Raw genomic sequence first — 24,756 nt, 5'->3', positions numbered from 1 at the left:
TAATTCCTCAGTGATGCTATTTATTTGCTAGAAAATTAGTATGAATAATACTGAGCAGTTCATCACCAAACGAATGTGGATTGAGCATATTTTGTACGCCTAAAACAAACTTGCCTTCACCTGGGTCCATCTCAGCACTTAGGTGTTTTGAAGAAACGATAATATCTGTTGCCGTTAATTTTGACTTATAGTCAGATACTGCGCAGGAGTCCATTACATGGGGAATGCCTTTTTTCTCAAGGTATTGACCAATTTTCATTTTCATCATCATTGATGAACCTTGTCCATTACCGCAAACGGCTAAAATCCTAACGGGTTTAACACTGGGGTTTTCAAATGTAGCTTCGGGTGGTTCTTCAGTTTCTTCTAGCTCAGTAATAGGCCCTAAAGCGGCTTGTGCATCTTCCTCTGCGCGTAGTTTTTTAGCCGCAAAGTACATATAGACAACGGCTAACGCCACGACAACAAAGAAAAACATTTTTGAAAATGATAACCCTTGCATAATAACAGGGAAGGCTAATGCCCAGTCGGCCATACCCATCCAGCCGCTGAAATCAGTGCCTTGGCGGTTAATCAAATCAATCGCCCATGCCGAGCCTAATATTTCTATGACTCCCATGACAAAACATACTTTCATCACGGCTTTCCAGCCCCCAAAGTGGTTAGCGAAAATACCGATAGTGGCGTTTGAGAAAAACATCGGGATAAAGCCTGGGATAATCATAATAGGGGAGCTAAATGCCAGCATACCGAGTACGGCAACAAATTGGCCAATTGCCCCCCACATAAAGCCAAATACCATTGCATTTGGTGAAAAGGCGTAGATAGCCGCACAGTCAATCGCGAGCACTGCATTTGGGATCACTCGTTCTGAAATACCTTTAAAAGCTTCCGATAATTCAGCCACAAACATACGCACGCCGGTTACAATAATTTGAATGGCTACCGCAAATTTTAGCCCAGTCTCAATAATATAGATGGTCCAGTGTGTTGTGCCTGCCATTGATTGTAGGTTTGGAATGCCGAAGGAAATCAGGATAACCCCAAAGAACAAGGTCATCACAATCGCTGTTGCAGAAATACTATCGTGGAAGATGTGTAACCATTTTGGTAAGTTTAAATTATCTACGCTGTCTTTTTTATCTCCTAATTTTGGTGCGACTTTAGTGGCTATCCATGAGGCAAATTGTTGCTGGTGGCCAATTGAGAAACCAGCCCCACCAGTGACTTCCTGCGTAGGTTTAAACATAATATTGGAGGAAATCCCCCAATATAACGCCATTAAAACCGCAGAGTAGATAATGGTTTCCCACATACTTGCGCCAAGTACAAAATAGAAAACAGCAATCAATCCTGCTTGCTGGAACATGATATGTCCCGTCAGCATGATGGTGCGGATACCGGTAATACGGCGAAAGAGTACCAGTAGGATGTTAAGTGCAAGTGCTAACAATACCGTATAACCCACCCATGAATAGTCATCCCCCATGGTTTCCATAGTGGCCATCATGGAGGTATAAGGGTCAATGACTGAACCGGTGAGGCCATGATATTCAGACATTTTTTCAATCACGGGTTTGAAGCTGGAGACCAGAGTACTGGCACCAACACTGACTAACATAAAGCCGACAATGGTTTTGATTGTTCCTTTAAGAATTGTGGTACCGTCACGCTTCAAAAGCCAGTAACCAATAAAAGTGACTAAGCCTAATAATAGAGGCGCTTTTGTCATTACCTGGCTGTAAAAAATATAGAAAGCGTCGTATAAAAAATCCATATTTTTACCTCTAATCAAATTGTTTTTGTAATTTATATGGGGTAGAGATTAATCATATTGATCGTATCTGGTGTTCTTGCGATATAATCATTTTAAACCTATAAAATGTCGTTAAAAAACCAAAAGTAATCATATGTAATCACCGTCTGATCTTTTATGATTGTTTGCATTTGTCTGTTTTTTTACCAGCAAAAAAATAAATAAATGGCGACTTGATCACGTAAAATTTAAAAATACCAATAAAATCAATATTGTTTTTTTTATTCATAGTAAATATTTGTTTTTTGTTGCGACAAAGGTTGACAACTAATAGCGAGATAAATAGAATCAAAACCAATCACAAGTAATCAAACTTAATCATAGGGTGATTACTTATTAATAGGACGATAGTTATGAATGAAGTGCAAAGACACAATGAAATATTGTCTTTATTAGAAACAAATAGGGTGATCAACGTTTCTCATATTACCGATCACTTTAATGTGTCTCCTGCAACGGCTCGTCGCGATATTTCTAAGTTAGATGAGCAAGGTAAGTTACGAAAAGTCCGTAATGGTGCAGAAAGAATTGAAAATAAAAAGCGTAAGTGGACACCGTTAAATATTAACAGTACTGACCACTACGAGGAAAAATCACAAATAGCGGTTAAGGCGGCAGAAATCTGTTTACCCGGTGAGAGCGCGGTAATTAACTGCGGTTCAACAGCGTTCCTTCTTGGGCAGCAATTGTGCGGGAAAAACGTACAGATAGTGACCAATTATTTTCCGCTAGCAAGCTATTTAATAGACCAAGACCACGACGATGTTATTTTAATTGGTGGCCAGTACAACAAGGCACAAAATATTTTTTTAAACCCAGCTCTGAACAGCTTAATGGGTTATGCAGGTAACTGGATGTTTACATCGGGCAAAGGCTTAACAGAGGCCGGCTTGTATAAAGCGGATATGTTAACGGCGGTGGCTGAACAACAGATGCTTGACCAAATCGATAAGCTCGTGGTGGTGGTTGACAGTTCTAAGGTGGGGCATCGAACAGGAATGCTCTTTTGCCCAGCAAATAAAATTGATGTTTTAATTACTGGAAAAAACGCTAACCCTGAAGTTATTAAAGCCATTGAAGCACAGGGAACACGGGTCATACTGGTCTAATTCCTTCATATATTTGGTTTATTGAATTTAATCCTATCTTGCTAAGTGCCTTAATGCTCTATTAAGGCGCCAAGCTCCCTACATTCAAAATTCTGGAAAAAGGTATTAATACTATGAGTAAAGTAAATGAAATCACACGTGAATCTTGGATTTTAAGTACGTTTCCTGAGTGGGGAACTTGGTTGAATGAAGAAATTGAAAAAACGGCTGTTGAGCCAAACACATTCTCAATGTGGTGGTTAGGCTGTACAGGAATTTGGCTGAAAAGTGCAGGTAATACCAATATTTCTATCGATTTTTGGTGTGGGACAGGTAAAAAAACGCAGAAAAATCCGTTGATGAATAAGCAACACCAAATGATGCGCATGGGAGGGGTAGAAGCATTACAGCCTAACCTAAGAACCTCTATTTTTCCTCTCGACCCATTTGCAATTAAACAAATTGATGCGGTATTAGCCTCCCATGACCATGCCGACCATATTGATGTCAATGTCGCAGCCGCAGTATTACAAAATTGCGGTGAACACGTTAAATTTATTGGCCCGCAAGCTTGTGTTGATTTATGGACCAAATGGGGCGTTCCTACAGAGCGTTGTGTTGTGGCAAAGGTGGGGGATGTGATTGAAGTCGGAGACATGAAAATTCGTGTACTCGATTCTTTCGACCGTACAGCACTGGTTACGCTACCGCAAGGCGTGTCTTCTTATGATAAAGAAATCCTAGATGGTATGGATTACCGTGCGGTGAATTATTTAATTGAAACAACAGGTGGTTCTATTTATCACTCAGGTGATTCTCACTATTCAAATTATTACGCAGCACATGGTAACCGTTATAATATTGACGTGGCATTGCTTTCTTTTGGAGAGAACCCCCGTGGAGTCACGGACAAAATGACTTCATCTGATATTTTGCGTGCTGCGGAGTCACTTGATTGCGAGCGAGTTATTCCATTCCACCATGATATTTGGGCCAACTTCCAAAATGACCCACGTGAAATAGAAGTTTTATGGAATATGAAAAAAGAGCGTTTACAATACAAATTTGCGCCGTTTTTCTGGCAGGTAGGTGGTAAGTATACTTACCCAACAGATAAAGACCGCATACATTATCAGCATTTCCGTGGCTTTAATGATATTTTTAAAAATGAACCTGAACTGCCATATAAAGCATTCTTATAATTAATCCTGCTATTAAAAACCAGCGTTTAAGGAGACTTAAGCGCTGGTTTTTTTATGAGGTTTAAAATAGCATGCATATATTTAAATAATATGAATTATCAGTATTTTTTATTGTTATATGGTTAGTTTTTTTGTTTCTCTATTGATATTGACTGTCTTAATTTAATCATTTTTAATCTTAATGTTATCAATGTGGATAATATTTAATTAAAATTACATTTATTCTAGGTGAAAATATGGAAAATGAAATAATATTACATGATTTAACTGAGCGTATATCTTCAATTAGCGAAGAAATTGCGATGTATAATGAAGATGAAGAAGTTATATTAGAGTCGTAAAGATTGAAAAAATGCCGTCCACGGCGGCATTTTAATGGAGGTGTGAATATGTATAACGGAATAACAAAACCAATGATAAAGCGTTCTCATCATGTTATTGAATCTGATAATGGAAATATTTGTATTGGTGAGATCCCTAGTAAGGCTAAAATAATTAAGTCCCCCCCTGAATGGGTAAAAGTCGTATTGTCTAAATTAGATGGAGAACATACATTACCTAGAATAATAAAGGAACTGTTAAATAGAAACTTAAATGTTGAAGAATATGAAGTCATAGATTTTATTCAAAAAATGATATCATGTGGTTTAGTTGAAGATAATATTATTTCATCCGAATTACTTTCTTCTAGAGAGATTGAATTGTACGATCGTCAATTATTACAATTTTCTTTAGTCGATAATGATAATTTATCATCGATAAGATATCAGGAACGTTTGAAAAAAAGCAGAGTTTTAGTGCTGGGAATGGGTGGATGGGGAACATGGTGCTCATTACAACTTGCATTAATGGGGGTTGGAACGTTAAGGATTGTTGATGGTGATATTGTCGAATTATCAAACCTAAATAGACAAGTCTTATATACAGAGGAGGATATCGGAAAAAGAAAAGTTGACTCAGCTGAAAATGGAATATATAAGCATAATAAACACACTAAAATAGAAAAGTTTTTTGAATTTTTAACGCCAAATGAAAATAGAATTAATGATTTACTTAATAATGTTGATATGATTTTACTTGCATGGGCAAGTTTAGGCTACTACAAAAAAAATACGCTAGAGGAGGTAATACACAAAGTTGCTATTGATAAATCGATACCTATCATTGAACTTGGTGGGGACCCACATGAAATATCCATAGGACCTATTTATTTAAATAATCAAATAGGGAAAACATACTTTGATGTTAAACATCAAATTAAAAAAACATTCTATAGTGATGACCCGACAGTGAAAGAGTTTCAAGAAGCAAGAATGAAGCAACAGTTTTTAAATGGGGTGAGAACTGTTAATGCTTGGCAAAGCTCACCATCACTAGCTGTAATGTCAGGGTTAGTGATTGACCAAGTAATTAAAGTTATTACTAAATATGATGCTATCTCATTGGAAGGAAGGAAAGTTACAATCTCACTTAGGGACTTGAGTTTTTCAGAGGAGAATCTGTTTAATGGGGATAAGTAAGCATAACAAAGAATTTTTAAGTAATGGGTATACTAGTTTTTCAATAAAAGATTTTTTTCCTGAATTTGAAGTTAATTTAAATTTAATTAATAATATTGAAGAGGATAAATGGAGTTTTATTATAAAAAATAGGCGAGGGGTAAGCGATTTTTATCTTTCTGACACTGATATAGAGAGTATCAATTATGAAAAAACAATAGCATTTGAGGATAGAGATAATGGCGAGTTTTCATTTTCATTTAGAAGAATATGCTTTGATGAAATTAAAATAATTTTAGTTGATTTAATTGCGGTTGTTGATGATGTTAAATTTAAAGATTTTTTATGGAGTATAACTGGAAAGAAAGTAAACATGATATCAAACATATATTTAAGCAAGTTTGATAAAAATGATTTTTTAACTACACATTGTGACTCCGATGATGGTATAGGCATCGTGATTAACTTAACAAAGGAATGGGAAGCGAACTATGGAGGGTTAACGATGATATTAGATAACGAAAAAAAAGAAATTTTAGAAACATTTATCCCATCATATCTAAACATTTTAATTTTTGACACAAAAAAAAGAAAAATCCCACATTTTGTTTCTACAGTAACATCTAATAAAATAAGCAAAAGAATGGCATTAGTTGTGAGGTATAATGAAAAAAATTAAAGTGCTTCTTTGTGCTACTTTAATGTCATTAATATGGGGGAGTGCATTTCCTATATCAAAACTGGCAATTGACCAAGTAGGTGTTTGGGGTTTTAGAATCTATTCATTAGTTATTTCAGTTGTTTTTTTGTGTTTTGTATTTTTCATTATTGGTCGATATCGGTTTAATATTCAATACTTTTTAAAAAGTATCCCACTTGGTTTTTTGAATGTTTTTTTGGTTCCTATATTAAATAGTTTGGCGTTAAAGTATACTGAAGCGGTAAAGGCGTCTGTACTTGTTTATACGATGCCAGTAATGGCAACACTCTTGCTGAGCATAATGAATAAACACATTGAATTTCGTTCAATAATTGTGTCTTTATTATGTATTAGTGGCATTTTTATATTTATAGCGCCATCTGGCATAAGTATTGGCGAAGCGATAATTCTATTAAGTGCACTCATGTGGGCGATAGGAACCATTTTATCTGAAAAAATCGTCTTAAAAATAAACCTAACTTCAAAAGTATTTTACCAAAATATAGTCTCATTGATTTTTCTTGTATTGTTAATGCCATTTTTAGATGTTGATGTAAACATATTGAGTAATATACATCCTGAATTTCTTTGGACTGTATATATTCCAATTATCTATATGGGGCTGGCTAATGGGGTGATTGTTTATATTCTTTGGTATTACATGATAGGGCACGGCGGTGTTAAACTGTCATCATACTCAATTCTTATTTCACCAATCATTAGTGTCATGATCTCATCTTATCTTTTAGATGAGTCTATGACAATTTCAATGATAATCGGTATGTTATTTATTCTTTTAAGTATGTTAATTATTTTTTTAGAAAAAAATAAAGTTTGATATTCAAATAACGGCTTACATGCTTTTAGTGATTAAACTTCCTATCGGTGCTGCGTACTCCTCCACCCTAAAGGGCGGAGGGGCGACGAGTTATTCACAAATGCCAAGTTATTCTGTTGTTAGCTAAGCTAGTCTTTAATGCTTCTTAACGTGGTTACTTCCTTGTACTTTACTCTGGTATTTCACTTACCTGTTGCCTAACCACATTAAGCATTATTTAAAGAGTGTAACATTACTCAAGAATAAACATGCCATAGGGGTGGATCTGTAAATAAAGGTTTTCCCCTACTGTTGGCTGCAATTGTGTGGCATTAATTTGCAACAACATGGATTGACCATGCCAATCAACAGTGACCTCATATTGAGGCCCCATATAAGCCACATGAGTGACAGTACAGCGTTGGCTATCGTCACCTTGTAAGCTGAGCGTGATAGCTTCAGGGCGTACACCGACAGTGATTTCCGTATTATCCGTTGCTAGTTGTGCTGGGCGAGGTAAGTGATAATTAAAAATATTTACTGAATCATGAGTCAGTGTGGCAGGGAAAATATTCGCATCTCCCATAAAGCTGGCCATAAACCTTGAGGCAGGCTGACGGTACAGTTCTTGTGGAGAACCTAATTGCATGATTTTCCCTTTGTTCATCACCAAAACCATATCGGAAACGGCGAAGGCTTCACTTTGGTCATGGGTCACGTATAACGAGGTGATGTTAAACTGTTGCTGTAATTCACGGATTTTTTCACGCATGCTACGGCGTAAATTGGCATCTAAGTTACTTAATGGCTCATCAAATAACAACACTTTAGGTTTGAGGATCAAGGCACGAGCTAAAGCAACACGCTGTTGCTGGCCACCAGAAATTTGGTCAACAAAACGGTCAGCAAAGCCAGCTAAATCAACCAATTCTAGTGCTTCGTCAACACGTTTTCTGATTTCAGCTTTAGGTAAGCCTAACATTTTCAAACCATAACCGACGTTGTCCCCTAACGACATATGAGGGAATAGGGCATATGATTGGAAAACCATACAAATATCACGTTGTTGGATTGAACGATCGGTAACATCCTCACCATCTATAAACATCCGTCCTTCTGTGGGTTTTTCTAACCCTGCGACTAAACGTAATACCGTGGTTTTACCACAGCCAGAGGGACCTAATAAGGTCACCATACTACCTTGTGGAATAGAAAGACTTAAATCGTCGATGACCGTATTGGTACCAAAGCGTTTAGTCACATTTTTTAATTCAACAAAATTATGTTGTGTCATGTCAGTTACTCCATGATTACTGTGCATTTTTGGCTTTGGAACGTGAAACACGGGCTTCGCCAATTAAATAGTCAAATAAGAAAATAATGGCCAACATGACGACAATCAGTATTGAACCATAAGCAATTGCCACGCCGTATTCACCATCCTCAACACGATTAAGAATGTAGGCAGTTGCTACGCGAGTATCGGGGGTTACCAAGAATACAATGGCACTTACTGTCGTGATCGCTCGCACGAAGCTATAAATCAAAGCCGATAAAATCGCAGGGCGCAGTAATGGCAACAGAATAAAGAAAATGGTGCGCATGGAGCCTGCCCGTAAGCTGAGTGAGGCTTCATCTAACGATTTATCAATTTGTCCTAAGCCCGCAATACCGGCACGGATACCGACCGGAACATTACGCATGGTCATCGATATAATGACGATAGCTGCGGTACCAGTTAAGTAAAATGGCGAGTCATTAAAGGCTAAAATGTATGACACACCAGCCACTGTTCCCGGTACGGCAAAGCACAGCATGGTGGTAAATTCGATGGTTTTTTTACCACGAAAATCTTGGCGAACGACGATATAAGCAATTAACAAGCCGAGTATGGCGGTGATTGGTGCAGCAATACCCGCGTACAGAAGGGTATCTAATAAGGATGGCCATGCGCCGTCACTCATACCTTGACCGAATAACTTAATAAAGTTATCGAAGGTTAATGTGTAATCAACGCCCCAGTTTACCGTGAAGCTACCATAGAAAATACTACCGTATAACAATACGTTAAAGGCAACCCAAATAGCTAAGAAGGTAGTTACAGTAGCAATTAATGACACAGGTAATGGTTGTACATCACCGCGATACGATTTGCCCGAAACAGTGACATAGGAACGCTTACCTATCCACATATATTGAACGCAGAACACTAATAGTGAGAAAACTAATAGTGATGCACCCAAGGTACTTGCTGCTTGATAATCGAGCTGAGAACCTGTGATATAAAAATAAATTTGTGTTGCTAGAACATCGAAGTTACCGCCTAACACTAATGGGTTACTAAAATCGGCTAATGACTGAACGATGACAATTAAGAATGCGTTAGCCAGTGCAGGTTTCAGTAATGGCATAAACACATTAAAAAAGGTTTGGTAGCGGTTAGCTCGTAAGGTATACGAAGCTTCTTCTAATGATGGATGAATAGTTTTAATTGCCCCATCCAAAATCATAAATGACATAGGGGTAAAGGCGAGGACTTGAGCTAGCCAAATACCAGTAAAACCGTATAACCAGTTGGTATTTTCTAACCCCATATAGGCCGCGAGAAATTCGGTGATATACCCAGAACGCCCCATCATCAACGTAACACCCAAACCGACAACGAATGGCGGAGTTACGATGGGTAATATTGAGAAAATACGGCCAATAATTGCGGAGCGTTTCGCAATACGAGTGGTGTAAATAGCTAAAATTAAACCAAAGAAGGTACAGCCAGCACCAACCGCCAATGATAAAAAGATTGAGTTAATAATGACTTGAACAATATGTGATTGTGTCAAAATCGCTACAAACGCAAAGGGAGCAAAATCGCCATTACCATCGGTGAACATGGGAATAAAAATAGCCACGCTCGGAAAAACAATAAACAGCGCAATCAGGGTGACAACAGTGATGAGTGAACCAATAACAAACTGGTCGCCACCAAGCCATTCAAGGCGTGTTAGTGCGAGAGTCATCACCATGCCAAGGGCGATAAATAACACTATCGAAGAGTAGCCTAAGCCTTTTCCTTCAAGATAAGAGGTCAAAATGACTACAGCAACCGTTGCTACTGCAATGCCAATATCCAAATAATGGCGAGTTTTATGATAGCGATCCGCAGGTGTTAACGGGCGAATAAATAAAATAGAAGGCAATAAATACCAAAGCCAACTAATGTTTAAGCTGCTCCAACCATACGCGGCAAGGATTTCATCTTGCGTAGAATCAAGTAAGCCATAATCAAGGCTCCAAGAAGGTAGCAAAGCAAAACCAATCCAAGCTAATAACAACCAGAAAAAGGTGCTATCTCGCTTTTTAGGCGGTGTCAGTGTTAGGGTTTGAGACATAGATCCCCCTAAGCTCATTATATTTTGTGTAAGCAGGGTGTTTAGCCATGACACAAACTATTTTGAGCTTAATTAAATTAATTTTTATTTTAGTTAAGTAAGTGCTCAATGCGGCGTATTAACGCCGCACCAAATTGTTATTTGCTCATTTTTACTTCAGTAACCCATTTATTGATCAGATTTTTACGGACATCTGCATCCCCGTATTTATCCATATCATAGTTAATTAGGTTTAAGTCATTGAGTTTTAATGAAACTGGGGAAGACTCCGCAGTGGTATTGGTTAAAATCTGGTAAGATTTACCTTCTTTCCAACTAAGTTCTTGCGCTTCTTTAGAGAGGACAAAATCAACGAATAGTTTGGCGTTATCCATATTGCGCGCATTTTTAAGGATACTGATACCGCCAATTTCATAGCCTGTACCTTCACAAGGTGCAATAAGCTCTAATGGTGCGCCATTTTCGACTTCTAATGAATAATCATGTAAGAACCCGATACCAATAGCAGACTCACCTCGAGCCGCATTACGTGCCGGTGCAATCCCTGACTTGGTGTATTGTGAAATATTCGCATTCAGTTTTTTCAGATAATCAAAAGCTTGTTCATTTCCCCATAGCTGGTCAAAAGTGGCCAGTGCGGTATAAGCTGTCCCTGAGCTTTGTGGGTCAGCAATTTGAATTTCGCCTTTATATTCAGGTTTAGTCAGGTCTTTCCAGCAAGTTGGGATAGGTAAACCTTTTTCTTTTAAGCGGTCTTTATTTACGCCAAAGCCTAAAATACCAATGTAAACCGCGGAAGAATAGTTCCCTTTACGTTTCGCAGGGTCTTGGAACTGAGGCATGATTTCAGATAATTTTGGCGATTTATAGGGTTCGAGTAAATCCATTTCCCCCGCCTGTGAATGAGGGTCTAATGTACCGCCATACCATACATCAGCTTGTGGATTGCGTTTTTCTGCTTCAATTTTAGCTAAAGTACTGCCAGAACCGTTACGAACAAATGTGGTTTTGACATCGTATTTTTTCGCGAAAGCTTGGGTTTCTGTTTCGCACATGGCATTAGTTGCGCTACAGTAAACCACCAGACGGCCTGCGGCATTTGCAGTGGTAGTGATTGCTGCAAGTGACAAACCCGCAGCGATAAGCGTAGAGAGAGTTTTCAGTTTCATTGTCAGTCCTTTTTTCAGGTTTTATTATCAGAGGGTGAAACAGTGCCTGCTAAGTGCTCCCGTTTGCTGACATTGGCAATCAAAAGAGGCATTAGCAGTAGCCCCATCAGAGCCGCTGCACTGGCGAGCAAGGTAAACATCCCTGACCAACCATAACGTGCAATGACCTGAGAGAGTGGCCATCCAGCAATTGCGGCACCTAAATAGGCGTACAAGCCAAGATAGCCTGTTACCGCTCCAGCTGCTTTTTTATGACAATATTCTGTTGCAGCTAGACCGATTAACATTTGTGGTCCAAAAACAAAAAAGCCGATAGCAAAAAAACATACAGCCAATAATGCATAATGATGAATTGGCGTTAACCATAAGGCGCTAACTGAAACACACAGGCCCAATGAAAACAGTAAAATCATAGGTGCGCGTTGGCCGCGAAACAAAAGATCTGAACCCCAGCCAGAACAAAGTGCCCCTAATAAGCCACCTAATTCAAATAACGATAATGTTGCGTTAGCACTCAGTAAGTTGGTACCGTGTGTTTCCGTTAACCATAGGTTTCCCCAATCATTTATTGCCATACGGATCAAATAAACTAAGATATAAGAGAAACCTAATAACCAAATCATGCGGTTAAAAACGATGCTCTCTTTTAAAATCAAGAGCATTGGCATTGGCGGAGACAAACGCTCTTGGCGTAATTCCAGCACATCTTTTCGCCATTGGCCCACGCTAGGAAGATGCTCTTCTTGTGGTGTTCCTCGTAACTGACTACATAGCCATAAACCAACAACCACGCCAATTACCCCAGGAACAATTAAAGCCATCTGCCAGCTATATTGGGTGGCTAATAGCGCTGTCAATAAAGGCAGCAGCATTCCACCAAGGTTTATCGAGATATTCCATAACCCCCACCAAAAGCCACGTTCATTGCGTGAATACCAATGGGTTAAGATACGTGCGCAAGGAGGCCATCCCCAACCTTGGAAAAAACCATTTAATGTCCACACCACTAATAAAGCAGGGAACGATAAGCAATAGGCGAATACGATATTTAGCAACCCAGTCATCACTAGGCCTGCCCCCATAAACCAGCGATATCCTGTAATATCGTGAAAAATACCCGATAAAAACTTTGAAATACCGTAGGTAAGGTAAAACGCAGTGGCTATCCAGCCGATATCGCTTTTATCGAGAAACAATTCACTTTGCATAACTGGCATCACGAAATTAAAGCTTTTTCGTGTAAGGTAAAACGTGGCATAACCAATAATCATTGATAGCATTAAGCGGCGACGCCAAAAACGATAAGTGTTATCCAGACTCAACGTGTCATTACCTGTCATGGTGTTGTTTCTCTTGTTTGGCAAATGTAATCAAGTTTTTAACAAAAAGGATGAGAGAAGGTATTAGAGGGGTAGGAATAATTCCTAGTTTTGCGATGTTTTATCTCAAAATGTGGGCAAGTTAACACTTATTTTCGTTCCATTTTGGGTAGTTAACGTCCAATCACCGCCTAAGGCTCTGACTCGTTCTTCAATACCACGTAAACCAAAGCCGCTGGTTCGTTTACTAAAAGGAATACCAACGCCATTATCATCAACGATAAGCTGGATCTGGTCATTTACTTGTTCAAGTGATATATGGATTTGAGTGGCTTTTGCATGCTTACTGATATTGTTAAGTAACTCTTGGACTAGCCGATATAGTGTAAATAAAACCGTTTCGTTTATTGGTGTTTCTTGTAAACCGTAATGAAAATGGCATTGAATATTCCTTTCAGGGAAGGAAAACTCAGCAATTAAGTGTTTAAGCGCTTTTTCCAAGGACATTTCTTCTAGCACGGGCGGGCGTAACTGGCGCAACAATTGCCGTGTAGACTGGTGAATTTGCTGCGCGAGTTCATTAATTTGGCTCGCTGCTTGCTGGCCAAGTGGATCAGCGGCAGTTTTTTTGACTAACATTGATTGAATTTGGATGGCGGTAATATTTTGGCCGATTTCATCGTGTAACTCACGGGCAATCGCTTTTTTAATATCTTCTTCGGTATGGACTAATTGGCGCATTAAATCACGACGAGCTTTTAGCTCTTGTTCTAAACGTTGGCGGTAACGTTGTAAATTGCTAGCAAGTTGTTTTTGACGGCTAATGGCAATCCCTAATCCAATACCAATAAGGGCTTGGGTACTTAAGAACATCTCTAGCTCTTCTAAATCAGCGAAGGCACCGTGGAATTGCCGAGCAAAAGTAATAATTAAACTCCCTAATAGAGCGGAAAGTACTCCACCTTGCCAGCCATAGCGATAGGCCATAAAAACATTAGGAATAAATACCAGTAGGACAATTAAACGCTCTATTTCAGGCGCAAAAAAGACTTGAGCGCTTAAACCGACAACACAAAACAAAAAGCACCAGACAATCAATGAAGTACGTAATTGCTTATCAGGAGTCCCATAGTCAAGTAACATTTGGTAGTGCTGTTCGTGTAGATATTCATAAATTAGGTAAACAAATGGGGATAGCAAAATTCCGCCAGTAAATGTCGTTAAAAATAACTGGCTAACGGAATAGGGGGATAACCAACCAAATAATAACGCATGCAGAATGCTATTTGCAGCCACACCGGCGAGCAACAGTAATAAACGTTGCCAATATAAAGTGTATCGCCACCAGATATCTTGAATAATAAAAGCGACTCCAAGGCTGAGCAATGGAGAGAGTAATAAAATAGGTTGAAACAGTAATTGTTCTTCTGATAGCCAAAGATTGAGTATTCCTTCACTGAGTAGCAGTGTTGGCCAATAGCGTCGCCAAAGGATGATCATTAAAGCGAGTCTTAACCCTTGAGGAAGAAATAATGTTGCTTGAAAACTATTTTGGCTCAAATAAAAACCGATGATCCACAACCCAACCCACAATAATGAATAGGTAAAAAGTAGAAAGGTGGATTGCAGTGTTAATCGCAGGCTTTTATTCATCATAAATTATCGAGAAATCAGGTTGTGTTCTAATGCATAATGAACCAGATCGATGGTATTTTCACACTGTAATTTACCGAGTACATTAGCACGGTGCACATGAACAGTTTTATGGCTCAATTCGAGTTGTTCAGCTATGACCTTAACGCTTAACCCTGATACTAATAAATCAAATACTTCGCGTTCACGAGGGGTAAGCTCTTGAATTCCTTTTTGTTGCTGCGGTGAATGGCGTAAAGCTCTCATGGCATCTGAACATAGGTAGCAACCTCCCTGATGGACAGAACGAACAGCTTGGACTAATTCTTCTGGTCCGCAGCGTTTCGTTAAATAAGCGCTAGCCCCCGCATCTAACGCACTTTGAACAAAAGCCGGCGTGTCATAAATACTTAAAATAATTGTACGGAAGTCGGGCTTTTTCTGGCGTAGACGCGTGAGTAATTGCAAGCCGTTTTCATCAGGCATAGAAATGTCCATAATGGCCACATCTATATCAAGGTTAATTAGGTTTGGCCAAGCTTCTTGGGCATTTGCATATTGCCCAACCACTGAAATATCACTTTCTAAGGTAAGCAATTGAGCGAACCCAGACCGTACAACAATATGGTCATCAATTAAGGCGATTTTTATCATTTGGCTTTATTATTTTAATGTGTAGTGTGTTACTCAGTCTTATATCAAGATGGGAAAGGATAATCTATAAACATCATTTAGAATTCTGATATTCATCAGAAAAGCAGAGTATAAAAGGAGGAGGGAAGGCGAGCCCACAATAGGCAATGATTTAATCGTATAAGGTAATAAAACTAAGGCGTAATGTTTTATTACCTGAAGAGTTACCCCTTATTTTAGATGATTAAACAGGCACTACTTCAATGATATAAACGTGGGTATCCGTGTCGATGATCCGATTAAGTTTTAACCCAGACTTGGCAAATAGCGCTTCAAACTCTGCTTTTGTATGCCCGCCGCCATCCGCGGAAAGGTTGATACAGAGTAAATCCAATTCTTTGCCAAAATAGGGTTTGTCATCATCACCAATAACACAATCGATCAAGAGTAATTTAGATGATTGCTTCATAGCACGGCGGATAGTTTTTAGGATCTCAACAACTTTGTCATCTGGCCAGTCATGGCTGATATACTTAAGTAAAAATATGTCGGCTTCTGGGCATTTTTCAAAGAAAGAACCGGGGCAAGTTTCCCAACGAGAGTCATCTTCTAATAAGTGTAAGATATTATTTTCTAAAACATGTTCCCTATCAAATAGAATACCTTGAACTGTTGGGTTGTTTTTCAGTACTTCGAGAAGTAAACCACCAAAGCCACCCGCAATATCAGCTACAACAATATTTTCATTGAAATCATAATGCCTAACTACAGAGTTATTTTCTATCGCTGAAAATGATGACATACCATTATGGAAGTTGTCGGGTAAGTTGGCATTTTTCTCCCAATATTCAAAGAAACTACCGCCAAATAAATCTTCAAATACCGGTTTTTTTAATGCGATATCACTTAATTGATAAGACGGCATCCAAAATGTTTGGTCTGTTACCATGAGTATCGCTTGGCGTAATGAAAATGGATGATCAGCCTTTAGAAATTCGGCTTCAGGGTTTAAGGCAAAACGCGAGTCACCTAGAGAGGTAAAAATCCGGTGGCTGGCAAGCAGGCGCAGTATTTGGCGAATTGTTCTTTCTCTGCAACCGAGTTCTTGTGCTAGCTGCTCTGACGTTTTGGGGCCACTCTCTAAGTGTTCAGCTAAATTAAGTTTTGCAGCTGCACGTAATGCAGCTTGAAACATGAAACCAATTGTTTGCTGTAAAACGTATACGCCAGCACTGAGGTCATCTGGTTTGTTAGTTACCGTTGAAGAGTCTTTCATTTGACATCCTATTATTGTTTAAAAAAAGGTCAATTGATTTGTTCTTTTTAAGTATTATATTGCTTTGCGGAAAAAGCAAACCATATAAAAAGAAAATGCTATAATTTCTTATCTTAATGTATTATAAGTAATTATTTTTTTGATTGTCTGCTTTGTTATGGATTGTCAAATTAGCGTTAATATTTTATTTCACACATAAAATATAAATATATTTAATGTAACTTAACTGAAATATCAATAGGGTTAACTAGGTTTTTCCCCCTTTAATACGGGGTGTATAAAATAAACGACAAACCAGTATTGTCACTGTCGCCAAATGGAGACATTTATCTTTTTGATATTTAAGGTTATTTTATTTTTGATGCTAGAGTGTCTTAAATTAGCGACAATACGATGAATGGAGAACACTATTTTTGTGTACTTAAATCCCGTAAAAGAATGGTTGAATATATTTTTTGTTATTATTCAAAGTGATGAGTGTTTTCTTGAAAAGTTGGCATGGCTTGTGCATAATAATACTCAGTTGCTCATTCAATTTATTATGTAGGTCCATAATTAGTTGGGTACATACCACATAAAGCAAGAATGACGCCAAAGTAAGGTGCCTACCGTCCAACAGCACAGATACTCGCCTTCGGGCCTTATCAAACACAGGGCGACACGTTGAGTGAGGCACCACCTATATGATTATCTTTATTGTAAAGACATAGTCATATAAAAGAAGTAACCCATCGCTGGCGGGGTAGAGTCCAATACTCTATCCCGCCTTCCTGTTTATCTCCCCCATTCTTTCGAACCGCTGCGTTGCTATCTCAGTGTAGTTTCCCCAAAGATCATCTTAAGTGATTGGTTGTTGAAATGCGCTTTTGCTATTTATTTATCAATAGATATGCGTGGCTAAAAAGCCCCGACCTTTATTTAGAGAGGTTGGCATGTTGATTGCTATCACATTATACACTTAGTCTGATTTCAACATTGCGGTATACAGAATTGTGATTCAACTACCCGTCCTACAAAGAGTTCTGTTACCATTAAAAAACGTTTAATGAGTATGAGATGAATGCATTGAGTAAATGGCGTTTTTTCCCGCGCTCCTTGCGCCAATTGGTTGTTATGGCATTCTGGTTGGTATTATTACCACTCTTAGTGTTAGCTTATCAGGCTTACCAAAGCTTAGAGCAACTGAGTAATCAAGCAGCCGATATCAATAAGACCACATTGCTTGACGCAAGGCGCAGTGAGGTCATGAGTAGTCTCGCCTTGGAAATGGAGCGTAGTTATCGGCAATATTGTGTTTTACAAGATGCGACACTACAGACACAGTATCAAAAGCAATTTGTTGACTATGAACAGATGCTTGAGCGCCAAAAGACGATTTTACCGAAAGACTCAGATACCTCTAACCTGTCTAAAATATTAGGGCAACTTAAAGCAGTTACTTGTGAAAATAACGAACCAACCCAGAAAGTTGTTCAAGCATTGGAACAATTTTCCGCTGAAAATGCACTTTTAATTCAAGAAACAAGAAATGTGATTTTTAGTCGTGGAGAGCAATTACAAAAAGCAATTGCCAATAAAGGGCAATTATTTGGTTGGCAAAGTTTAATCCTCTTTTTATTGAGCGCATTACTGGTCACTTTATTCACAAGGATGATTATTGGTCCGGTGAAGGTTATTGAGCGAATGATTAACCGCCTCGGTACTGGTCGAACCTTGGCGAGCAATATAGAACGCTTTAAAGGCCCTCGAGAGCTGCGTACTATTGCTCAGCGGATCATCTGGTTGAGCGAACGTTTGGCATGGCTTGAATCTCAACGCCATGAATTTTTGCGTCATATTTCACATGAATTAAAAACGCCTTTAGCCAGTATGCGTGAGGGAACAGAGCTTCTTGCGGATGAGGTTGCTGGGCCATTAACGGTCTCCCAAAGGGAAGTTGTCGAAATCTTAGATCATAGCAGTAAGCACCTTCAGCAACTTATTGAACAACTTCTTGATTATAATCGCAAATTGGTAGATAACCCACCTGAAGCACAATTAGTCGATTTGCAAAAGCTGATTGACGATATTGTAAATGCACATAATTTACCGGCGAGAGCGAAAAATATTAAAACGGACGTGCGTCTAAAAGTTGAAAGTTGCTTAGCAGAACCGACACTTCTTGGGCGTGTAATCGATAATATCTACTCCAATGCGGTGCACTATGGTAGCGAATCAGGTAATATTTGGGTTTCTAGTCGTAGGATAGACAATAAACTTCTGATTGAAGTTGCTAATACAGGTACTCCAATCCCAGATTCTGAAAAAAGCATGATATTTGAGCCTTTTTATCAAGGTTCATTACAAAGAAAAGGTGCTGTTAAAGGAAGTGGATTAGGGCTAAGTATTGCACAGGATTGCATCAAACAAATGGGGGGAGAGCTCTCCTTGGCGCCTCATAAATCAGCAGATGTTTGTTTTAGAATTGAACTGCCTCTAACAGCAGAGAATGAATAATGGTAAATCGGTCTACAGAACTTTTAACCGTACTTTGTAATAAAGTCGCGTTTAATAAACAAAAGCAGGTGGTTAGTTACGTGATGAGACGTACAACTACACATATTGGGGTGGTTTTATTTGGCCTTTTTTTAACAGGTTGTGTTACGAAAGATGGGCAATCCCCCCTTGAAACACTGTCACAAGTTGTTGTACCTGAAGTTAAAGTGACTGACTATCGCTATGCATCTTGTGAAACTATTTGGGATAATGACCAGCTAGCAGCTCGTGAAAACGCCTTGTTTTGGTTACGTATGATGGATTGTGCTGATAGGGTTGATATGACTCAGGCTCGAACTGATGCTAATCAAATAACGGTGACGGATTGGTCGACGGCATTTCAACAAAATATCTTATTAAATTCAGCAGACCCCAGCATTGCTGAAAGGCGAAAAATGCTTGATAGCATTAATACCTATAGTTTGAGTTTTCCAACAGGGGTACGCCCCTTATTGCAGCTATGGCGTGAACAACAAGTGCAAATTATTAATCTTTCTGATGCAGGTTCGCGTTATAAGCGTTTGCAGCAAGAAATGGACAGTAAACTCGACCGCCTAAAGGAAGACAATGCCAAGCTGGCTTTTGAATTGAACACGACTGCGCGAAAATTAGAAAACTTAACGGATATTGAACGCCAACTTTCTTCACGCAAAAAAAGTACTAATGAAACAGAAAAAGAAGTCGAGAATGCAGTAGAAGGGGAAAAACCTACATCTTCAGAGAGCCAGCAGCCAAGTAACACATCGGGCTCATCTGTAGAACAGCCTTCATCGGAGAATGAACCTAATGACAAACCGTAAATCGGCAAATTTACTGTTAGTGGATGACGACCCAAGTCTACTTAAACTACTCGGAATGCGTTTAAGTAGTGAAGGTTTTAAAGTCATTACGGCAGAAAGCGGGCCTGAAGCACTAAAAATATTACAAAAAGAAAAATTAGATTTAGTGATCAGCGATTTACGAATGGATGAAATGGATGGCATGGCGTTATTTGATGAAATTCAAAAAGCCCATCCGAATATGCCCGTTATTATATTAACGGCACACGGCTCTATTCCTGATGCTGTTGCGGCTACACAACGAGGGGTATTTAGTTTCTTAACTAAACCCGTTGATAAAGATGCACTATATAAAGCCATCGACGAAGCTCTTGCGCTTTCATCAACCCCAATAAGTGATGAGGAATGGAGCTCTGGTATTGTGACTCGCAGCCCTTTAATGATCCGTTTACTAGAGCAAGCCCATATGGTTGCTCAGTCAGATGTAAGCGTATTAATTAATGGGCAAAGTGGTACAGGTAAAGAAGTATTGGCTCAAGCAATCCATAAAGCAAGCCCTCGTGCTCGTAAGCCATTTATTGCGATTAACTGTGGCGCATTACCTGAGCAATTATTAGAGTCTGAACTTTTTGGCCATGCTAAAGGTGCATTTACAGGCGCGGTGAGTAATCGTGAGGGGTTATTTTTCGCTGCTAGTGGTGGGACCTTATTTTTGGATGAAATTGGTGATATGCCAATGCCATTGCAAGTCAAATTATTGCGAGTGTTGCAAGAGCGCAAAGTACGCCCCTTAGGAAGTAACCGTGATTTAGATATTGATGTACGAATTTTATCTGCCACTCATCGTGACTTACCGAAAGCGATGGAAAAAAATGAGTTTAGAGAAGACCTTTATTACCGCTTGAATGTAGTTAATCTACGTATTCCTGCATTGAATGAACGCTCTGAAGATATCCCATTATTAGCTAATCATTTATTACGTGAGTCAGCATCTCGCCATAAACCGTTTGTACGCAGTTTTTCCAGTGATGCGATGAAATGCCTTATTACCGCGAGTTGGCCAGGAAATGTGCGTCAGCTAGTCAACGTCATTGAACAATGTGTTGCACTCACCACGTCTCCTGTTATTAGTGAAGCGCTTGTCAGTCAGGCTCTGCAAGGGGAAAATACGGCCCTCCCGACTTTTGTTGAAGCGCGTAATCAGTTTGAACTAAATTACTTGCGTAAGTTATTACAAATGACGAAGGGGAATGTGACTCAAGCTGCTAGAATGGCAGGGAGAAATCGTACAGAATTTTATAAATTACTTGGTCGTCATGATTTAGAAGCCAATGATTTTAAAGAATAAATGAAAATTATTGACCGCATGAATTTTATCGAACAAATTATGTGCAATAGAGCAATCCATATTCATGCTTCGGGAGAAAAAACACCTTATGAGCCGTAAGCTTAACATTTCGCTAGCACAACTTAACTGGCTAGTCGGTGATATTGAAGGCAATTGTGAACGCATGCTGCAAGTTGTAAAAGAACAAGCAGGTCACACTGATATCGTTATGTTTTCAGAGTTATCACTGACTGGGTATCCTCCGGAGGATTTGATTTTCCGTGGTGATTTTGAAGACCGTTGCCTCGTACAACTTGAACGCCTACAAAAAGCCAGTTCTGCTACAGCAATTATCGTCGGTCACCCATGGTATGAAAACGATGAAATCTATAATGCGTTATCATTTTTTTACCAAGGCAAATTACACGCACGTTATTTTAAACAAGAACTGCCAAATTATGGTGTATTTGATGAGCCTCGTTATTTCACGGCTGATGAAAAAACCTGCGTAGTAGAATTTAAAGGTTATCGCATTGGGTTATTGATTTGTGAAGATATTTGGTATGACGAGCCAGTGGATGCCGTTAAAGGCGCCGGTGCTGAGTTATTACTCACGATAAATGCTTCACCTTATGATATTCACAAAGAACATATTCGTAGTGACTTGCTGGTCGATCATTGCCAACGTACTAATATGCCTATCGTCTATCTCAATCAAGTCGGTGGTCAAGATGAACTAGTATTCGATGGCGGTTCTAAGGTATTGGCGAATAAAGGTAAACAAGTATACCAGTTGGCTGAGTTTGAAGAACAAGTAGCGACAGTCCATTTTGAAGATTTGGTATTGGTGACTGATGGTGGGGCTCAAGAAGAAACGAACTCAGTGGCTCAAGTTTACCAAGCGTTGGTATTGGCAACACGTGATTACATCACTAAAAATGGCTTCAACGGTGCTATTTTAGGGTTGTCTGGGGGGATAGACTCAGGGCTGACTGTTGCTATTGCCGTAGATGCAATAGGTAAAGAGCATGTACAGGCAGTGATGATGCCTTTCCGCTATACTTCTGAAATGAGCATCCATGATGCCAAAGAACAAGCTGAGCTGCTCGGAGTTGAATTTGATATTGTTTCTATTGAGCCAATGTTTGATGCATTCATGGCACAATTAGCACCTATGTTTGAAGGTACAGCAGCTGATACAACAGAAGAAAACCTACAAGCACGTTGCCGAGCTGTTATTCTAATGGCAATGTCTAATAAACGCCGTCGTTTAGTGTTGACCACAAGTAACAAAAGTGAATCGGCCGTGGGCTATTCAACATTATATGGCGATATGGCTGGGGGATTTGATGTATTAAAAGATGTGCCTAAAACCCTCGTCTTTGAGTTAGCTAAATATCGTAATACAATATCGCCAGCTATCCCTCAACGTGTCATTGATAGGCCTCCTTCTGCGGAACTTGCTCCAGGCCAGTTAGACCAAGACAGCCTACCGCCTTATGACGTTTTGGATGCGATACTTGAAGGTTATGTCGAAAAAGATCTCTCCGTTAATGATTTAATTAAGTTAGGTTTTGATAAAGAGATGGTGCGTAAAGTTGTACGCCTTGTTGATATTAACGAATATAAACGCCGTCAAGCTCCTATTGGGCCGCGTATTACCATGCGTAATTTTGGGAAAGATCGCCGTTATCCGATCACCTCAGGTTTTGGCCGTAAAAACTGGTCATAACAGGGACTATTTATGAAAAAAATTGATGCAATTATAAAGCCATTTAAACTTGATGATGTTCGTGAAGCTCTGGCTGAAGTAGGAATAACTGGGATGACTGTTACTGAAGTGAAAGGCTTTGGTCGCCAAAAAGGGCATACCGAGCTGTATCGCGGTGCAGAATATATGGTCGATTTCCTCCCTAAAGTAAAAATTGAAATTGTAGTTCCGGACGATATAGTCGAAAACTGTGTCGAAACCATTATGCAAACCGCGCAAACCGGTAAAATTGGTGATGGTAAAATCTTTGTTTATGACGTTGCCCGGGTGATCCGCATCCGTACGGGTGAACAGGACGAAGAAGCGATTTAAACATAGAAGGAAAAAGCGGTAACGGAAAATACACAGGAATGGGATTAAAACAGTGTATTTGTTAGATGAACCCGTTACCGCTAAATTGCGAGAAAACTAAGCCGCTTGAGCTTTAAAACGTGATTAAAGCAATTTTAATGCGTTAATGCATCTCAAGAAATGCTCTTCTCACGAGAAGAGCATTTTTTTATCAATTAGTTGAGTGGCAGAACCTTATGTGGGCCAAAACATTCATAGTGAATAGCATTGGCATCAACCCCCATTGAAACTAACTGTTTACCAACATGTTGCATAAAACCGACTGGGCCGCAGAAGTAAAACTGCATGTTTGGTTGCTCAATCCATTCACGAACTTGCTCTAAGTCCATTAAACCTTGGAATTGATAATCAAAGCCAGCCCGATCAGTTGTACGAGGTTGATTAAACCAAATGGCAGATTGCCCCGCTTTTTGTTTTGCCATCAGTTGTTGTATTTCATGGCTAAAAGCATGAACAGCCCCATTTTCAGCCGCATGTAACCAATTGACTTGTGCATCGTGCCCTTGTTCTGTGAGGTGGTTAAGCATACTCAACATCGGGGTTAAGCCTACACCCGCAGAAATCAACGTGACAGGGGTTTGGTTATCAACATCGATAAAGAAATCACCACAAGGAGGGGCCAATAATACGCTATCACCTTCATTTAATTGCTGGTGTAAGAAATTAGAAACAGCGCCTTGGTCTTCGCGTTTTACGGCGATACGATAGCTATGACCATTAGGTGCAGTAGTTAATGAATATTGGCGAATTTCTTGGTTTTCAAAATCATCACTATTTACATAGATTGTAATATATTGCCCTGCGCGGTAATTTGCGACGGGTTTTCCATCGACAGGGACAAATTCAAAACTGGTGATGACATCACTTTGTGGCTGTTTTTGTTTTAGTTTAAATTCCCGTAGGCCTTCCCATCCCCCCGTTTTATCTGAGTTTTCTTGGTAAATTGCGGCTTCACGACCAATGAAAATATCCGCTAATACACCATAAGCTCTTCCCCATGCATCAAGCACTTCTTGACCTGGGTTAAGTAATTCATCGATAGCTGCCAGTAAGTTTTCCCCAACAATTGGGTAGTGCTCCGGTTTGATATTTAAACTCACGTGTTTTTGTGCGATTTTTTCCACGGCAGAAACCAGTGCTTCAGGTGTTTCAATATGGACGGCATAAGCGCAAATAGCATTGAATAGGGCTTCGCGTTGGTCACCATTCATTTGGTGAGTCATATTGAAAATATCTTTTAGTTCAGGATGTTGTTTAAACATTCTGTCATAAAAATGGGCGGTAAGTTTGGGGCCTGTCTCAGCAATGGCAGGGATAGTTGATTTAACAATGGCAATGGTTTGGCTATCTAACATACAGGTGCTCCTGAATTATTTTCATGTTCCCTTAGTGTTCATCGCGATGATGTATTTTTCAGCTACTTGAAAATATATTGCATATTTTCATTTAGATA

General features: G+C 39.3%; 20 protein-coding genes. 11 read left to right on the top strand and 9 right to left on the bottom strand.

The window, feature by feature from the left end; translation table 11 throughout:
* Positions 1-16 precede the first annotated feature (16 nt).
* Positions 17-1,777: a PTS ascorbate-specific subunit IIBC gene (locus ACHB7C_RS11360; RefSeq protein WP_042844692.1), complete on the bottom strand. Its 1,761-nt coding sequence runs from the start codon at positions 1,775-1,777 to the stop codon at positions 17-19.
* A gap of 392 nt (positions 1,778-2,169) precedes the next feature.
* On the opposite strand from ACHB7C_RS11360, the gene ulaR reads away from it, so the two are divergent.
* The 6 genes from ulaR to ACHB7C_RS11330 all read left to right on the top strand — a co-directional run bounded on the left by ulaR (position 2,170) and on the right by ACHB7C_RS11330 (position 7,143).
* The gene (gene ulaR, locus ACHB7C_RS11355; RefSeq protein ID WP_042844690.1) at positions 2,170-2,925 is read left to right on the top strand and encodes an HTH-type transcriptional regulator UlaR; all 756 of its coding nucleotides are present in this window, start codon (positions 2,170-2,172) and stop codon (positions 2,923-2,925) included.
* A gap of 113 nt (positions 2,926-3,038) precedes the next feature.
* Positions 3,039-4,106, top strand: coding sequence for an L-ascorbate 6-phosphate lactonase (ulaG, locus tag ACHB7C_RS11350; protein WP_071548219.1), 1,068 nt, complete (start codon positions 3,039-3,041; stop codon positions 4,104-4,106).
* Between the two features lie 236 nt (positions 4,107-4,342).
* Positions 4,343-4,447, top strand: a complete 105-nt coding sequence (locus tag ACHB7C_RS11345) for a pantocin A family RiPP (RefSeq protein WP_071548218.1) — start codon at positions 4,343-4,345, stop codon at positions 4,445-4,447.
* A 48-nt stretch (positions 4,448-4,495) separates the two neighbouring features.
* The gene (locus ACHB7C_RS11340; RefSeq protein WP_395347346.1) at positions 4,496-5,626 is read left to right on the top strand and encodes a HesA/MoeB/ThiF family protein; all 1,131 of its coding nucleotides are present in this window, start codon (positions 4,496-4,498) and stop codon (positions 5,624-5,626) included.
* Entirely contained in the window at positions 5,613-6,284 is a 672-nt protein-coding gene (locus tag ACHB7C_RS11335) for a 2OG-Fe(II) oxygenase family protein (RefSeq protein WP_166686819.1), read from the top strand. Before ACHB7C_RS11340 ends, ACHB7C_RS11335 begins: the two co-directional genes overlap by 14 nt.
* On the top strand, positions 6,271-7,143 hold the full coding sequence (locus ACHB7C_RS11330; protein WP_131680551.1) for a DMT family transporter: 873 nt from the start codon (positions 6,271-6,273) through the stop codon (positions 7,141-7,143). The genes ACHB7C_RS11335 and ACHB7C_RS11330 overlap by 14 nt, the downstream gene beginning before the upstream one ends.
* A gap of 232 nt (positions 7,144-7,375) precedes the next feature.
* Here the strand turns inward: ACHB7C_RS11330 and fbpC are convergent, their stop codons facing one another.
* The 7 genes from fbpC to ACHB7C_RS11295 form a co-directional block, all read right to left on the bottom strand.
* Positions 7,376-8,416, bottom strand: a complete 1,041-nt coding sequence (gene fbpC / locus ACHB7C_RS11325; RefSeq protein ID WP_042844680.1) for a ferric ABC transporter ATP-binding protein — start codon at positions 8,414-8,416, stop codon at positions 7,376-7,378.
* A 16-nt stretch (positions 8,417-8,432) separates the two neighbouring features.
* On the bottom strand, positions 8,433-10,511 hold the full coding sequence (locus ACHB7C_RS11320) for an iron ABC transporter permease (RefSeq protein ID WP_042844677.1): 2,079 nt from the start codon (positions 10,509-10,511) through the stop codon (positions 8,433-8,435).
* Between the two features lie 137 nt (positions 10,512-10,648).
* The gene (locus ACHB7C_RS11315) at positions 10,649-11,680 is read right to left on the bottom strand and encodes an ABC transporter substrate-binding protein (protein WP_042844675.1); all 1,032 of its coding nucleotides are present in this window, start codon (positions 11,678-11,680) and stop codon (positions 10,649-10,651) included.
* Between the two features lie 14 nt (positions 11,681-11,694).
* Positions 11,695-13,020 carry an MFS transporter family glucose-6-phosphate receptor UhpC gene (gene uhpC / locus ACHB7C_RS11310; protein ID WP_042844672.1) on the bottom strand — a complete coding sequence of 442 codons (1,326 nt, stop codon included), beginning with the start codon at positions 13,018-13,020 and terminating at the stop codon, positions 11,695-11,697.
* A 105-nt stretch (positions 13,021-13,125) separates the two neighbouring features.
* Positions 13,126-14,652: an MASE1 domain-containing protein gene (locus tag ACHB7C_RS11305; RefSeq protein ID WP_042845368.1), complete on the bottom strand. Its 1,527-nt coding sequence runs from the start codon at positions 14,650-14,652 to the stop codon at positions 13,126-13,128.
* 6 nt (positions 14,653-14,658) lie between these two features.
* On the bottom strand, positions 14,659-15,285 hold the full coding sequence (locus ACHB7C_RS11300; RefSeq protein ID WP_042844669.1) for a response regulator transcription factor: 627 nt from the start codon (positions 15,283-15,285) through the stop codon (positions 14,659-14,661).
* 223 nt (positions 15,286-15,508) lie between these two features.
* On the bottom strand, positions 15,509-16,540 hold the full coding sequence (locus ACHB7C_RS11295) for a methyltransferase (RefSeq protein WP_166685322.1): 1,032 nt from the start codon (positions 16,538-16,540) through the stop codon (positions 15,509-15,511).
* 1,056 nt (positions 16,541-17,596) lie between these two features.
* On the opposite strand from ACHB7C_RS11295, the gene ACHB7C_RS11290 reads away from it, so the two are divergent.
* The 5 genes from ACHB7C_RS11290 (at position 17,597) to glnB (ending at position 23,264) form a co-directional block, all read left to right on the top strand.
* Positions 17,597-19,036: a sensor histidine kinase gene (locus ACHB7C_RS11290; protein ID WP_395347342.1), complete on the top strand. Its 1,440-nt coding sequence runs from the start codon at positions 17,597-17,599 to the stop codon at positions 19,034-19,036.
* 83 nt (positions 19,037-19,119) lie between these two features.
* The gene (gene qseG, locus ACHB7C_RS11285) at positions 19,120-19,875 is read left to right on the top strand and encodes a two-component system QseEF-associated lipoprotein QseG (protein WP_071548855.1); all 756 of its coding nucleotides are present in this window, start codon (positions 19,120-19,122) and stop codon (positions 19,873-19,875) included.
* Positions 19,862-21,202: a two-component system response regulator GlrR gene (gene glrR / locus ACHB7C_RS11280; protein WP_042844663.1), complete on the top strand. Its 1,341-nt coding sequence runs from the start codon at positions 19,862-19,864 to the stop codon at positions 21,200-21,202. The genes qseG and glrR overlap by 14 nt, the downstream gene beginning before the upstream one ends.
* A gap of 88 nt (positions 21,203-21,290) precedes the next feature.
* Entirely contained in the window at positions 21,291-22,913 is a 1,623-nt protein-coding gene (locus ACHB7C_RS11275) for an NAD+ synthase (protein WP_210855374.1), read from the top strand.
* Positions 22,914-22,925: 12 nt separating this feature from the next.
* Entirely contained in the window at positions 22,926-23,264 is a 339-nt protein-coding gene (glnB, locus tag ACHB7C_RS11270; protein WP_004912721.1) for a nitrogen regulatory protein P-II, read from the top strand.
* 194 nt (positions 23,265-23,458) lie between these two features.
* On the opposite strand, the gene hmpA is transcribed toward glnB, so the two are convergent.
* Positions 23,459-24,658 (bottom strand): NO-inducible flavohemoprotein, encoded by a 1,200-nt coding sequence (gene hmpA / locus ACHB7C_RS11265; protein ID WP_042844659.1) that lies wholly within the window; start codon positions 24,656-24,658, stop codon positions 23,459-23,461.
* Positions 24,659-24,756: the final 98 nt, after the last annotated feature.

The organism is Providencia sp. 2024EL-00732 (assembly GCF_044006275.1).
Lineage (GTDB): Bacteria > Pseudomonadota > Gammaproteobacteria > Enterobacterales > Enterobacteriaceae > Providencia > Providencia huashanensis.
This window is presented reverse-complemented; position numbering and strand designations above follow the sequence as displayed.